Annotated in this window: 7 protein-coding genes; 1 reads left to right on the top strand and 6 read right to left on the bottom strand. The window is 61.2% G+C overall.

The window, feature by feature from the left end; all coding sequences use genetic code 11:
- Positions 1 to 11: 11 nt before the first annotated feature.
- Positions 12 to 2,123: a TonB-dependent receptor gene (locus tag BM026_RS16825; protein ID WP_093122197.1), complete on the top strand. Its 2,112-nt coding sequence runs from the start codon at positions 12 to 14 to the stop codon at positions 2,121 to 2,123.
- Positions 2,124 to 2,244: 121 nt separating this feature from the next.
- Here the strand turns inward: BM026_RS16825 and BM026_RS16820 are convergent, their stop codons facing one another.
- The 6 genes from BM026_RS16820 to BM026_RS16795 all read right to left on the bottom strand — a co-directional run bounded on the left by BM026_RS16820 (position 2,245) and on the right by BM026_RS16795 (position 14,262).
- The gene (locus tag BM026_RS16820; RefSeq protein WP_028617375.1) at positions 2,245 to 2,790 is read right to left on the bottom strand and encodes a DUF2058 domain-containing protein; all 546 of its coding nucleotides are present in this window, start codon (positions 2,788 to 2,790) and stop codon (positions 2,245 to 2,247) included.
- A 25-nt stretch (positions 2,791 to 2,815) separates the two neighbouring features.
- Positions 2,816 to 3,649: a nucleoside triphosphate pyrophosphohydrolase gene (gene mazG, locus BM026_RS16815; protein ID WP_092242930.1), complete on the bottom strand. Its 834-nt coding sequence runs from the start codon at positions 3,647 to 3,649 to the stop codon at positions 2,816 to 2,818.
- Positions 3,649 to 5,892, bottom strand: a complete 2,244-nt coding sequence (relA, locus tag BM026_RS16810) for a GTP diphosphokinase (RefSeq protein ID WP_071491326.1) — start codon at positions 5,890 to 5,892, stop codon at positions 3,649 to 3,651. The genes mazG and relA overlap by 1 nt, the downstream gene beginning before the upstream one ends.
- Positions 5,893 to 6,013: 121 nt before the next feature.
- On the bottom strand, positions 6,014 to 7,366 hold the full coding sequence (rlmD, locus tag BM026_RS16805; RefSeq protein ID WP_071491327.1) for a 23S rRNA (uracil(1939)-C(5))-methyltransferase RlmD: 1,353 nt from the start codon (positions 7,364 to 7,366) through the stop codon (positions 6,014 to 6,016).
- A complete protein-coding gene (gene cysM / locus BM026_RS16800) occupies positions 7,366 to 8,268 on the bottom strand; it encodes a cysteine synthase CysM (protein WP_058425337.1) in 903 nt (300 codons plus the stop codon). Before cysM ends, rlmD begins: the two co-directional genes overlap by 1 nt.
- A gap of 108 nt (positions 8,269 to 8,376) precedes the next feature.
- Entirely contained in the window at positions 8,377 to 14,262 is a 5,886-nt protein-coding gene (locus tag BM026_RS16795) for an NEL-type E3 ubiquitin ligase domain-containing protein (RefSeq protein ID WP_093529452.1), read from the bottom strand.
- Positions 14,263 to 14,290 lie beyond the last annotated feature (28 nt).

Below are 14,290 nucleotides of genomic sequence, written 5' to 3'. Positions count from 1 at the left end.
AAGGCAAGATCATGAGAAAGTCGCAATGGGCAGCGCTGCTGCCACTGATGGGATCGATAAGCGCACCGGCCTGGGCCGATCAGTCCGAGGCCGAGCCCACCAACCTGCAATTGCAGGCCACCGTCGTCTCGGCCACGCGCAGTGAAACCAGCATTGCCGCGATTCCAGGCTCCGTACAGGTCATCGACGAAACCCAGATCCGCCAGCAAACAGCCGCGGGGCGCCGGGTTGCGGATATTCTCGGGCAATTGGTGCCAGGCATTGCCCCTTCCAGCGGTGGCATGAGCAACTTCGGCCAGACCCTGCGCGGACGCAATACGCTGATCCTGATCGACGGCGTGTCCCAGAACGCAACACGCGACAACTTCCGCCAGCTCAACAGCGTTGCGCCGGAAAGCATCGAGCGCATCGAAGTGATTTCCGGAGCGAGCAGCGTTTATGGCGCGGGCGCCTCAGGCGGCATCATCAATATCATCACCAAGCGTAACCAAGGTGAAGACCTCGCCTTTAGCAGCAAGATCGGCATGACCAGCGGCAATAACTTCAGTCACAAGGGCTTTGCCTACGAGGCGTTCCAAAGCGCTACTGGGCGCAAGGGCCCGGTGGACTGGTACGTATCGGCGAACGGCGTGCAGCGCAACGACCAGTTCGACGGCAACGGCAAGCGCATTCCCCAGGACACGTCCCAGGGCAGCAACATGGATACCCAGACCTACGACCTGCAAGGTCGCTTCGGCTACACGCTAGATGACGACAAGAAGATCAGCCTGTCCCTGCAAGATTACAAAGACGAACAGGACACCCGTTACACCAAGAACCCACGCATCACCAACACCGCCGTTGCGGTCAAAGGCCTGGACCTGGACGATCAACCGTTCACACACAACCAGGCGGTCAACCTCAATTACTCCGACAAAGCGTTCTTCGGACAGGGCTTGCAGGTCGAAAGCTACTGGCGCCGGGCCGACGCGCTGTTTTTCCCCGACCTGTCCCGCGGCCGCGCAGGGGTTTCCGACAACAACAGCGTGCAGGACGTCTATGGCGTGCGCGCAGCCATCGACACGCAAATGCCGGATATCGGCCCGGCGACCGGCAATCTGGTGTGGGGCGCTGACTATGATCACGAAACCTCACGCCAGCGCGGCGACCAGTACCGAGTCAATGGCCTGACCTACACCAAGACCGGCACCACGTTCGAGATGGGGCCGGACATCACCACTACTACCAAGGCGATTTTTGGCCAACTGTCCTACGACATCGACGACTGGACCTTGCGTGGCGGTGTGCGCCGCGAGTGGATCGAGAGCCGGATCGACGACAGCATTGCCTATGGCGAAATCGTTCAGACCGGTAACCGCGCTACCCTGCCGGGTGGCACCCTCAAATATGACGACACCCTCTATAACCTCGGGGCGGTGTATCACCTGAGCGAAAACCAGGATGTATTCGTCAACTACAGCCAGGGCTTTTCCCTGCCGGACATCCAACGTTTCCTGCGGGACGTCAACAGCCAGTACGACATTCAGAAGCTCAATGCCCAAGCCCTCAAGGTCGACAGCTATGAGCTGGGCTGGCGTGGCAACTGGGACAAATGGCTGGCCAACGTCACGGCGTATGAAAACACTTCGGATGTCACCCAGTTCTATGACGCCAATGATCGCGTGCTGCGCCTGGTCAACCAGAAAGAACGCGTGCGCGGCATTGAAACCAGCCTGACGTACAACGTCACTGACCAGTGGTCGGTCGGCGGTACTTACGCGTATGCCAAAGGCGAGACCCGCCAAAACGGCAAATGGATCGACTTGCCGGCCACGCGCATCTCCCCCGCCAAGACCACCGCCTTTGTCGGCTATGACCACGACGACTACAGCCTGCGCCTGCAAGCCATGCGCCTGGCCGACTATGACGCCGCGTTCAAGGATAACAATGGCCGCGATATCCAGGGCTACACCCTGGTCGACCTGCTGGGTTCGGTACGCTTGCCTGTGGGTCGCCTGGAGGGGGCGATCTACAACCTCAGCAACCGCAATTACCAGAACATGTTTGCCCAGGCCAACGCGCGAGCACCGTACCCGAATGCCGAAGGTCGGACCTTCAGCGTGAGTTATGCCGTGGACTGGTAACACGCGGCGTTGAAAGCACAAACCCCGCCTTTTGAGCGGGGTTTGTGTTTTGGGGCCGCTTCGCGGCCCAACGCGGGGCAAGCCCGCTCACCACAGGCAAGCCCGCTCAAGGCTTACAGACTTACCACATCAGATCATCCGGGATCTGGTAAGCGGCGTAGGGATCATCTTCATCCGGCACCTGGCTTTCGGTAAGGATATTGAGCTGCACGATACGCTCCGGTGCGCGCTCCTGGATCTTCAGCGCCGCTTCACGCGGGATCACCTCATAACCGCCACCGTGGTGCACGATCGCCAGGGAGCCGTTGCTCAGCTTGTTGCGCATCAGCGTGTTGACCGACAGGCGCTTGACCTTCTTGTCGTCCACGAAGTTGTAGTAGTCCTCGGTGGTCAGCTTGGGCAGGCGCGAGGTCTCGATCAGTTGCTTGACCTGGGCCGTGCGGGCCTTGGCCTCGGCTTTTTCCTGCTGCTGGCGGTTCAGTTCCTGGTCGCGCTTGACCTTCTCGGCGTGCGCCTCGGCCGCCAGACGGGCCTGGGTGTCGTCGGCCTCGATCTGGCCTTTATGGACCAGGCGCTGCTGTTTCTGTTTCTCTTTGCCGACCTGCTTGGCCTGCTTTTGATTGACCAGACCTGCTTTGAGCAACTGGTCGCGAAGGGAAAGGCTCATGGTGCTTACTCACTTAGGCAACTGCTCAACCGCAGCTGGACACATTCTTTTCCTGACGTTTGGCTTCGCCCCACAGGGCGTCCAACTCTTCGAGGGTGCAATCTTCTATGGGACGGCGGGTATCGCGCAATGCCTGTTCGATAAATCGGAAGCGTCGTTCGAACTTGGCATTGGCGCCCCGTAGCGCGGTTTCCGGGTCGACCTTGAGGTGACGGGCCAGGTTGACCGCCGCAAACAGCAGGTCGCCGACCTCATCGGCAATCGCCGCCGGGTCGTTATCGGCCATGGCTTCGAGCACTTCATCCAGCTCTTCGCGCACGTTATCCACCACCGGCAAGGCGCAGGGCCAGTCGAACCCGACCTGGCTGGCGCGCTTCTGCAATTTGGCGGCACGGGAAAGGGACGGCAACGCGGTGGGTACATCGTCCAGCAGGGAAAGCTGCTCCGGCGCGTCGGACTTCTGCGCGCGCTCCTCGGCCTTGATCTGCTCCCAGCGTTCCTTGACCTGTTCTTCGCTCAACTGCGGGATATCCAGCGGCGCATACAGGTCGCCGGTGGGGAACACATGGGGATGGCGACGGATCAGCTTGCGCGTGATGCTGTCGATCACCCCGGCAAATTCGAAGCGCCCTTCTTCCCGCGCCAACTGGCTGTAGTACACCACCTGGAACAACAGGTCGCCCAACTCACCTTGCAGATGATCGAAGTCGCCGCGCTCGATGGCGTCGGCGACTTCGTAGGCCTCCTCCAACGTGTGCGGGACGATGGTGGCGTAGGTTTGCCTGATGTCCCACGGGCACCCGTACTGCGGGTCCCGCAGGCGATTCATCAGGTGCAGCAGGTCTTCGAGCGTATACATCATGGGGTACGGTTACGCCGCGTCTCGATGATATTCGGCAACTGGGAAATCCTCCCCAGCAACCGTCCCAGTGCGTCCAGTCCCGGAATCTCGATGGTCAGGGACATCAGCGCGGTGTTGTCCTCTTTGTTCGAGCGGGTGTTGACCGCCAGTACGTTGATCCGCTCATTGAGCAACACCTGCGACACGTCACGCAGCAACCCGGAACGGTCGTAGGCACGGATGACGATGTCCACCGGGTAAGTGAGCACCGGCACCGGCCCCCAGCTGACCTGGATGATCCGCTCCGGCTCACGCCCGCCCAGTTGCAGCACCGAGGCGCAATCCTGGCGGTGAATGCTTACACCGCGGCCCTGGGTGATATAGCCGACGATGGCATCCCCCGGCAGCGGCTGGCAGCAGCCGGCGATTTGAGTCATCAGGTTGCCCACGCCCTGGATCTGGATATCGCCACGCTTGCCGGGCTTGTAGCCGGTGGCCTTGCGCGGGATCAGTTCCAGCTGTTCGCTGCCGCGTTCCGGCTCGACCAGTTGCTGGGCCAGGTTGACCAGTTGGGCCAGGCGCAGATCGCCGGCACCGAGGGCGGCGAACATGTCTTCGGCGATCTTCATGTTGGCCTTTTCGGCCAGCTTGTCGAAGTCCACCTGGGGCAGGCCCAGGCGTGCCAGTTCGCGCTCGAGCAAGGTTTTACCGGCAGCGACGTTCTGGTCGCGCGCCTGCAGTTTGAACCAGTGGACGATCTTCGCCCGCGCCCGCGACGTGGTGATGTAGCCCAGGTTCGGGTTCAGCCAGTCGCGGCTCGGCGTACCGTGCTTGCTGGTGATGATCTCGACCTGTTCACCGGTCTGCAGGCTGTAGTTGAGCGGCACAATGCGCCCGTTGATCTTGGCGCCCCGGCAGTTGTGGCCGATCTCGGTGTGCACGCGGTAGGCGAAGTCCAGCGGCGTGGCACCCTTGGGCAGGTCGATGGCGTGGCCGTCGGGGGTGAAGATGTAGACCCGGTCCGGCTCGATATCCACGCGCAGCTGTTCGGCCAGGCCGCCGATGTCGCCGAGTTCTTCGTGCCATTCCAACACCTGGCGCAGCCAGGAGATTTTCTCTTCGTACTGGTTGGACCCGGCCTTGACGTCGGTGCCCTTGTAGCGCCAGTGCGCGCATACCCCAAGTTCCGCCTCTTCGTGCATGGCGTGGGTGCGGATCTGCACTTCCAGCACCTTGCCCTCGGGGCCGATCACCGCCGTGTGCAACGAGCGATAGCCGTTTTCCTTGGGGTTGGCGATGTAGTCGTCGAACTCCTTGGGAATGTGCCGCCACAGGGTGTGGACGATCCCCAGCGCGGTATAGCAGTCGCGCATTTCCGGCACCAGCACGCGCACCGCACGCACGTCGTAGATCTGGCTGAAGGCCAGGCCCTTGCGCTGCATTTTGCGCCAGATGGAATAGATGTGTTTGGCGCGGCCGCTGATGTCGGCTTCGACGCCAGTGGCCTGCAACTCGGAGCGCAGCTGGTTCATCACATCGGTAATGAAGCGCTCACGGTCCAGCCGCCGCTCATGCAGCAACGTGGCAATCTGTTTGTATTGATCGGGTTCGAGGTAGCGGAAGGACAAGTCCTCCAGCTCCCACTTGATATGGCCGATGCCCAGGCGATGCGCCAACGGCGCATAGATGTCGAAGACTTCGCGGGCAACACGGTTGCGTTTTTCGTCGTCGGCGGTCTTCACCGCACGGATCGCGCAGGTACGCTCGGCCAGCTTGATCAGGGCGACGCGCACGTCATCGACCATCGCCACCAGCATCTTGCGCAGGTTCTCGACCTGGCCCTGGGTGCCCAGCACCATGGACTGGCGCGGGCTCAGGCTGGCACTGATCGCCGCCATGCGCAGCACGCCGTCGATCAGCTTGGCCACCACGGTGCCGAAACGCTGGCTGACGGTGGGCAACGGGATATGCCCTTCACGCACGCCGCGATAGAGCACGGCGGCGATCAACGAATCCTGGTCCAGCTTGAGATCGGCGAGGATCTCAGCGATTTCCAACCCGGTGCGAAAGCTGGAAGTGCCTTCGGCCCATAGGTTCTTGGCCGCATTGTCTTGCTGCTCAGACTCACGAGCGAACTCGCAGGCTGCTTTCAAGGCTTCACGGTCCAGTGCCGGATCGACACTGATGGCATGGTCCAGCCATGCCTCGAGATTGATACTGCCGTCGGTGTTGATCGGCTGGTGTGCTCTCACCTGTACCATCTTGCTTACCTTCCCTACGACGCACCTTCGATGCGCCAAAATCATCGCCGACGTTTACTGCGGACTCCCTGGCAGATCAAAGGCCCTGGAGAACGCAGGCCAGTCGGATTAAACAGGCATCCTAGCCCGCTTCAAATAACGCCATGGCCTCGACATGCGCGGTTTGCGGAAACATGTCGAGGATCCCGGCACGTTTTAGCCGGTAGCCTTGCCTGACCAACTCAACCGTGTCCCGCGCCAGCGTGGCCGGGTTGCAGGACACATACACCAGACGCTTGGCGCCCAAGGTCGCAAGCTTGCGCACAACCTCCAGGGCACCGTCACGGGGTGGGTCCAAGAGTACCGCAGAAAAGCCCTGTTTGGCCCATTCTGCGTCAATCAAAGGCTGGGACAAATCGGCTTGAAAAAACTGCGCATTGTGCAAATCGTTGCTGACGGCATTCACGGCCGCCCGGTCCACCATGGTCTGCACACCTTCCACCGCCACCACTTCGCGTACCTGGCGCGCCAGTGGCAAGGCAAAATTGCCCAGGCCACAAAACAGGTCCAACACCCGTTCGTCGGGTTGTGGCGCCAGCCATTCCAGGGCCTGGGCAACCATCGCGGCATTGACGCCGGCGTTGACCTGCACAAAGTCGCCTGGCCGGTAAGCCAGTTCCAGATTCCACTGTTCCAGTGGAAAGCCCAACACAGCATCGGTGTCAACCGGCGCCGGCTGGCCCTCGCCCTGCAGCCACAACTGCGCCTCATGGAAAGCGCAGAATTCGTTCAATACCTGCAGGTCCGCTTCGGACAGCGGCGCCATATGCCGCAGCAACACCGCAATGGACGTACCGCTGAACAATTCCACATGCCCCAGGGCCTGCGGTTTGCTCAGGCGGCGCAGCATGTTCGGCAGGCGCTGCATGATCGGTTGCAAGGCCTGTACCAGCACCGGGCAGTCATCGATGGCGACGATGTCCTGGCTGGCCACGGCGCGAAAACCGACGTCCAGGTGTTTCGCCTTGGCATCCCAACGCACGGCCACGCGGGCGCGGCGACGGTAGCCGAATTCCGGCCCGCTCAACGGTGCGGCCCACTCTTGCGGTTCCACGCCCGCCACGCGGGACAGTTGCTCGGCGAGCATGCGCTGTTTCAGGGCAAGCTGTTCGGCATGGGGCAAATGCTGCACGCTGCAACCGCCGCAACGGCCAACATGCGCGCACGGCGCCGGGCGGCGCAGCTCGCTGGCCTTGAAGACGCGCTCGGTGCGCGCCTCGACGATTTTGCCGTGGGCACCCAGCACCCGCGCTTCGACTTCTTCGCCGGCCAGCGCGCCGTTCACAAACCAGGTGCGCCCTTCGAAGAACACGATGCCACGGCCGTCATTGGCCAGGCGCTCGATGGTCAGGCGTTGTTTCTTGCCCACCGGAATCTGCGGGGCCCGGCTGCCGCCCGTCGGTTGGAAGCGCAGGCCTCTCTCGTGCCTGGCCATCAGTTGGGTTCGTCGAAGATGCCGGTCGACAGGTAGCGGTCGCCTCGGTCACAGATGATCGCGACGATCACCGCGTTTTCCACCTCCTTGGACAGGCGCAACATACCGGCCACGGCGCCGCCGGAGGATACGCCGCAGAAGATGCCTTCTTCACGGGCCAGGCGGCGGGTGGTGTCTTCGGCCTCGCGCTGGGCCATGTCGATGATGCGGTCCACGCGCGTGGCGTTGTAGATCTTCGGCAGATACTCTTCGGGCCAGCGGCGGATACCCGGGATGGCCGCGCCTTCCATCGGTTGCAGGCCAACGATCTGGATCGCCGGGTTCTGCTCCTTGAGGTAGCGCGAGTTGCCCATGATGGTGCCGGTGGTGCCCATGGAGCTGACGAAATGGGTGATGGTGCCCTGGGTCTGGCGCCAGATTTCCGGGCCGGTGCTGGTGTAGTGCGCCTCGGGGTTGTCGCCATTGGCGAACTGGTCAAGCACCAGGCCACGGCCTTCGGCGGCCATGCGCTCGGCGAGGTCGCGCGCGCCCTCCATGCCTTCTTCCTGGGTGACCAGCACCAACTGCGCGCCATAGGCAGTCATCGCCGCCTTGCGCTCGGCACTGCCGTTGTCGGGCATGATCAGGATCATCTTGTAGCCCTTGATCGCAGCGGCCATGGCCAGGGCAATCCCGGTGTTACCCGACGTCGCTTCGATCAGGGTGTCGCCAGGCTTGATCTGCCCGCGCAACTCGGCGCGGGTGATCATCGACAGCGCCGGCCGGTCCTTCACGGAACCGGCCGGGTTGTTCCCTTCGAGCTTGAGCAGCAGGGTATTGCTGGTTTCACCCGCCATGCGTTGCAAGCGGACCAGGGGCGTGTTGCCGACGCAATCGGCGATTGTAGGGTACTGCAAGGTCATGGCGTATTCGCAATCCAGACTGCGGGGCGCACATCATACCGGGAAAGCCTGGCGGGCCATATCACGCAAAGTGCGGTGCTTATTGCGTTAGGGTATAAGCATGAAGAATCATCCGATCACGAACGCTGTCCATTCCTGGTGGGTAAAGTCCCGAATCCGCTTGTTTTCGGCTGATGCCCTCGCGTCCCGCACGCCATTGAGACGATTCACGTACTGCCCTTCACTGATCAAGCCGCTCGCCAGTTGTTGATCAGCAACCTCCAATAGTTTCTGGAAACGGCGGAGCTTGAATTCGAGATCTGCGGCATATTTATGTTGAATAAAATGCACCCAGAAAGGCTCTTTCTGTAACAACTCAGGCCAGTTCGTTCCCGTCTCATTATTCAGTACCGCCGTGCGCACGGTATTGACTGAACGGGCATCCGGCACAGCCGCCTCAAAACGCTGGGGGAGTACTTGCGGCAAATTCAGGCTCGATGCCAGGGCGATGCGATAACTCAGGACCCGCGTGCAAGCGAATGCCATGCCCTGGGGCTCAAAGTGCCTAGAAAGATACTGATCTATGTATTCAAGGCGACGCAGTGCACGGTAGTAATGCAACAGATTTGGCCCGGCCGTTTGGACGCCGGCATCGAGTATCCGTAAGGGAGCTATTTGCAACTCAAGTTGATGCAAGCACAACAGGCAACCATCAATCCCTCCGCGAAGGGTGCGATAACACGGTAAGTAAGCAATTCGCTCCATGCCCTCATGGGACATCGCATCGTCAATCACCCCCCAGACTCGGTGAGAAATGATCTCCCTCATCACACGGTGGTGAGGGTCAATGAACTGCGGGTATTCGGCAATGCTTGCCAGCAACTCAAAGAAATAATCCGCCATTGGCTGGTTTTGCAAGTACGCCCAATCGAGTTGGCGCGCTTGTACTTCTCCAGGAGGGAGCAGCGCCAACCAGCGGTCGGGACGCCGATCAAAAGGAACCGTCGGCTCCCATAGTCCGAAATTAACACCGGGAGGTCCCCGACGCTCGCCCACTCGGCGTAACAACTGTCGCGCCTCGGCGGAAAGCGGATTACCTCTCAAGTTCATTCCCTGATGGACTTCGGGATAAATGAACAGGTCCGTCTCGGCCAGGTCCTGTATTTGATTGTCACGCAGGTCAAAGCTGCCCAACGTGGAGAGACTCACGGCACCGCGCGGCAATTGGTTCAACGCGCAATTGCGCAGGTTCAGCTCCCGCAGGTTCGTCAACCTATACACGTTCAAGCGTCGTCCTTGCCCAAGTGGGTTTCCCGACAAATCAAGGCTTCTGAGTTCCGTCAGCTCAGCCAGTCGTTCCTCGTCCACATAGTTGAACCGCAGGTGGTTGTTCGACAGATTGAGCACTGCCAGGCGTGCGTGGAGGTCCAGATTGGGAAGATGCGTGAGTTGGTTACCATTGAGATAAAGAACACGCAGCGCCGGAAAGTTGAAAAGAAAGCGCTCCGGCAACTCCGTCAATCGGTTGTTTCTCACACTCAGCATAGTCACATGACCAAAGTGCGCGCGCAGGGTCGGCAAGCTTGCCAAATCCAGATCGTCCAGGTTGAGCTTCTCGGCCACTCCCGGCGTGACAGCTTCCTTGGCCCAGCAACGCTGAATTCGCTCAACCGCCAACGCCCGTGATCGGGCCGATGCGCTGTCCGGCTGGGCTGTCGACGCCTGATCCCGCCACGCTTGCAAATCCCTGTACAGCTGATCTCGCTCTTTGACTTGCTTGGTGATCATCTCTTCACGCATAGCGACCGTGTCACCCGCCTCCGCTAGCATCGCCCACACCTCGGCGTCCGTTTTAGAAGGGTACAACTCACGCATACGTGAGATCTGTTCACGCTCTGTCGGCCCGAATTCGGTTCCACCACTGAGTGGATAGCCTTTGCGACCATTGATCAGGCGGGGTGGCGCGAGCCTCGATGGCATTGGCCGCATGTTGAGTGTCGCTTGGATTCCCGACCAATCCTGCCCCAGGCGGGCGCCCATCTCTGCGCGCAACTCCTCCAGCGCGCCGGGGTGGGTGTAGCCCAACGCCTGCCGCTCGGCCAGAGGCAGTGCGTTGAGCAAGGCCTCCAGGAAGGGCGCGCGCGCGCCCATTGCCTGCAAGCTGCCATCCGCCCGTTGGACGTAGGCCAGGTACTGCCCGACGCTCGGTTTCAAGACCCGCCGAAGGTCAGCATCATCGGGACCGACGCTGTCGATCACGCGGCGGGCGTCCCAGAGTTCAACCCGCAGCGATGCTGGCCACCCCTTCAGACCAGCCAGCTCATGGAGGATCAACCGAGAACTGTCGTCATTCGCCAACGGCGACAGGTGCACGCCTTCCAGGGCGCCACAGACCCGCAACCAACGGGACCACCACCGCGCCTCTTGCGCCAAGGTGTGCGGTACGCGCCCCTCCCGGAGGCGCTCCAACTCAGACGCAGAAGCATGTTGCACCCAGTCCTGCGCAATCCCCACGGTCAATCCAGGGAACTGACGCACTATCACCTGTACCGAAGGGTCATCGGACCGCTGGTTCTTGCGGCGCAGCACATCGAAAAACTGCGCATGCATCTGCAGTTTGTCCATGTGCACCTTGCTCTCCAGGGTCGTGACCTGATCTTCACGCGCAACACCCGCCCGACCGACCAGCGCATCAGCCGCGTCAGGGGTTATTTCGTCAAGCACCTGGACGATAAACTCCGCACCTTGTTCCAGCCCGTCCTTGACCCGTTCAAAGATATTCAAGCGCTCGAATGCCTCCACCAGCAGCACCGGCGGCGGTTCGCTGCGCACATGCACCTTGCGCAGTATGTCCGGGGTCACGCCGCTGATCTGCTGAACCTTGTCGATGGCATCCGGGGCCAATGCGCGAAACCTGGGCCCCAGGCGGTAAAAAGGTTGTTGCCCGTCCCAGGTCAGCGGGTTCTCCCATTCATGGCGCCAGGCGCCCGCGCCGTTATGGCTCAATACCGGCGCATACGCGTCGTCCAGGGCAGGATGGCGGATACGCCAGGGTTGGGTCTGATCCGCTTGGGTCACTTTGAAATATTGACTGTCGATGAACAAATAGCGGTCCGACGCCAAACGGTACAAACCCATCGCATCAGGCTCGGAGGCCATACGCGTGGCGTCGACGTCGCTCGCGTACTGTGTGATCTCGCGCAGCACCGGGTAAAACGTGCCTTGCGGTGCACGATTGCGCAGCATGGCCTGGGCCACTTGATGACGAAACCCGGTGATGGCTGCCGGCATATCGGCGCCGAACCTGGCACGATCATGATCGGAGAGTTGGCTCAGCATTACCCGGAAAAACGCATCCGCGCCGCCCTGCTGCACACCGGCACTCTGTCTACACGGATCGTAGGGCGAAAATTCTCCCTCGCCATGGTCGAGGACCAACACGGCATATCTGTCACGGTCCAGGGGCACATAGGTTGGAGGGCCGACAATCAGGCGTTTGCCAAGAGTGCCCAAGGCACTGCGGGCGAACGCCTGGACCCACGCCTGAGTTTGCGGGTCAAACCGGCGGCGGTGGTAGATCCGGTCAATGAGTGCCTCGGCGCGCGCCATCTGCGCGGCGGCCTTGAGCCCATCGTACAGTCCCTCGGGTTGTTGTCGGACCTCAAGCAGACGGGCTTGCTGATCGGGCGACAGCGGATGCTGATCCAGCACCTCCAGCAATCTCGGCAAGCTGACGTCGGGATGCAAAGCGCGCAGCACCTCGATCACCTCGGGCACCGGGTAGTCATGCCCAACGCTGTCGGGCAACCACTTGCGCACGGACACCGACGCGCGTGTAGCGGCCGAACGATGGATATCGGCAAACCGGGTCAGGGCTTCGAACAGATCGAACCGCGACGCCTGGGCCTGGGCTGCCAGTTGCCGACGAACGGCCTGTTCGCCGGCGGAAAAACTTGACGGTAAAAGCTGTACCACCGCGTGGGACAGGTGCGCGGTGATGCGCTGCGGTGTCGAATAGCCAAACCGGTGGTTCTCCAGGGCGGTGACCGTGATCACGACCGTCGTGGGCCGGGCCGTATCCCTGCTGTAGCGTCGCAACTCCTGGCCTTGCGCATTCACGATTCTCAACGCTGTATCCAGCGGCCACGCCGGCAGCTGGGTCAGCAAAGGGCCCAGGACTTCGAACGCCCCCATGGGCACTGGCCGGTTGGAATCGACCAAGCCGGCCACCCAGTCAATCATCCGATCGGCGTTGAACCGATGCGCCGCTTCCACCAGAGAGGCTGATGGGCGCTCGCCTGCCCAGACACGCTCCAGTTGCTCTCGTGATGTGCCGCTGGTTTCCAGCACGGCCTGCAGCTCATGCGCAGGCGCCTGGGAGGGCAGCAGCATGCGCTCAAGCAACTGGGGGCTACTCAGCCCCGTACTGTCCTTGATGCTGGCGGCGGGTATTTGCGAGAGGCGTTGATACAAGGCTTGATGGCGCCGCCTTACACTGAACGCCAGGCGGCTATGCAGCCGCCCGCTGATCAACAGGTCGGCCAAGTCGGAAAAAGCCAGGACCAGTTCGCCAGCATGCCCCTCGAGCACGCTGGAAATACCGTTGAGCACCCCCTCACCGAGCGCCGCGAACAACGCGACTGCCCGCACACGCGCCAAACCCTTGAGCGGCCCGGGTACCGGCATCAGCAATAGCTCCAGCACCTCACTGATAACGGTGCGAGCGATACCGGCAAGGGTCGTCAGAAATCCCGGTTTTTCGTTGGCCAGGCCCTTCAGGTTGGCGCCAATGCGCGCCAGATGGAGATCACCCAAACTGACCGGCGGTGCTTTGGTCACGACCTTGCGGGTATAGCCGGTCCGGTCCTCCAGACGAGACTCGAACACCTTAAGAAACAAATCCTGTAATGCCTCGGCAAAAGGACTGAGTCCGGTTTCGCGCGTGGCGCCTCGTCTGAGTCTGGTCAAGCGCTCGCTGTCGGGCTGTGACATGACCCCGTACAACCACGCCACCCTGCCCTGCCGGTAGAAAGCACTGAAGGCCACATAAAACTCCTGGCAGGCTTCCCGGTGGTTGTCGAAATGGCGCAGATCGCCCCCGCCCGGCCGACGGGGAAAGTAACTGAAGGCGCCTTTGCAACCGTTAACGGAAAACACCAGGTGGGGGATGTTCAGGCTGTCCCCCGGCGGCCTGCTGAGTATTTGCCCGGTGTTACCGATGAATTGAGGCACCCAACCGATGTTGTCCTTGCCATCGGGGATGAACAGCTGCATTTCCTCGCAGCGCCCCCACTCCTCGTCCTGATCCAGTGCTTGTTTGATATGCCGGTATTTTTCCCGGTCGATTCGGGTGGTGTTCGAGTCTCTCAGGGCTTCAATCAGGGCGAACTCAAACTCCAGCCGCCCCAGGCTCACAATCGCCTGGCCCAACGGCTTGGCCTTGTCCAGGCTGTCGTCGAGCAGGGTTCTGAGTTGGCCACCGAGATTGAGTTCGCGCACCAATGCGATGAAACTCTCGGGGCTGAGGTCGATACTGAGCCCGCTGGACGTTGCCACGCCGTCATGGCCGGGGTAATCCCAACCCGTCAGGCCGTCATAGTTCATGCAGGCGGCGTCCCACAGCGAAAGCCGGACGACCTTGGGCTCATTGAAGCGGTCGTAGGAATAGGTGGTGGTGATGTGCTGGGCCTTGGGATCAACGACATGGCCGGTGAGGTCTTTGAGGCCCGTTCGCAAACGCTCCAGACTCTGGTGTTCAAAGTTTGTGACGAATTGACGAATGTTTCGTTCGACCTGCGCCTGGGCCTCGATCAAGGCCCGTTGCAGGCGTACATATTCTTGCTGGCCATCGTCATCCAGCCCGGCCATGAACGCGGCGAATTTCTCCTGCAAGGCGTCCACGGTTTGCAGGGTCGCCCACTCGTCGCCTGAGACCAGGGGCAGCCTCGCTCGCTGCTGCGTCATGAACGTGGCCAACGGGTCTTCCTGCTGTTGTGTCGCTAACGGCTCAATCATTTCACACTCCTTGAAATGATCAGCCTAT

Source organism: Pseudomonas sp. NFPP24 (assembly GCF_900112095.1).
Classification (GTDB): Bacteria; Pseudomonadota; Gammaproteobacteria; order Pseudomonadales; family Pseudomonadaceae; genus Aquipseudomonas; species Aquipseudomonas extremorientalis.
This window is presented reverse-complemented; position numbering and strand designations above follow the sequence as displayed.

What these genes read in the sequence shown, in the direction of transcription:
- BM026_RS16825 (WP_093122197.1), top strand. Translation starts at nt 12, where the DNA reads ATGAGAAAGTCGCAATGGGCAGCGCTGCTGCCACTGATGGGATCGATA.
- BM026_RS16820 (WP_028617375.1), bottom strand. Translation starts at nt 2,790, where the DNA reads ATGAGCCTTTCCCTTCGCGACCAGTTGCTCAAAGCAGGTCTGGTCAAT.
- mazG (WP_092242930.1), bottom strand. Translation starts at nt 3,649, where the DNA reads ATGTATACGCTCGAAGACCTGCTGCACCTGATGAATCGCCTGCGGGAC.
- relA (WP_071491326.1), bottom strand. Translation starts at nt 5,892, where the DNA reads ATGGTACAGGTGAGAGCACACCAGCCGATCAACACCGACGGCAGTATC.
- rlmD (WP_071491327.1), bottom strand. Translation starts at nt 7,366, where the DNA reads ATGGCCAGGCACGAGAGAGGCCTGCGCTTCCAACCGACGGGCGGCAGC.
- cysM (WP_058425337.1), bottom strand. Translation starts at nt 8,268, where the DNA reads ATGACCTTGCAGTACCCTACAATCGCCGATTGCGTCGGCAACACGCCC.
- BM026_RS16795 (WP_093529452.1), bottom strand. Translation starts at nt 14,262, where the DNA reads ATGATTGAGCCGTTAGCGACACAACAGCAGGAAGACCCGTTGGCCACG.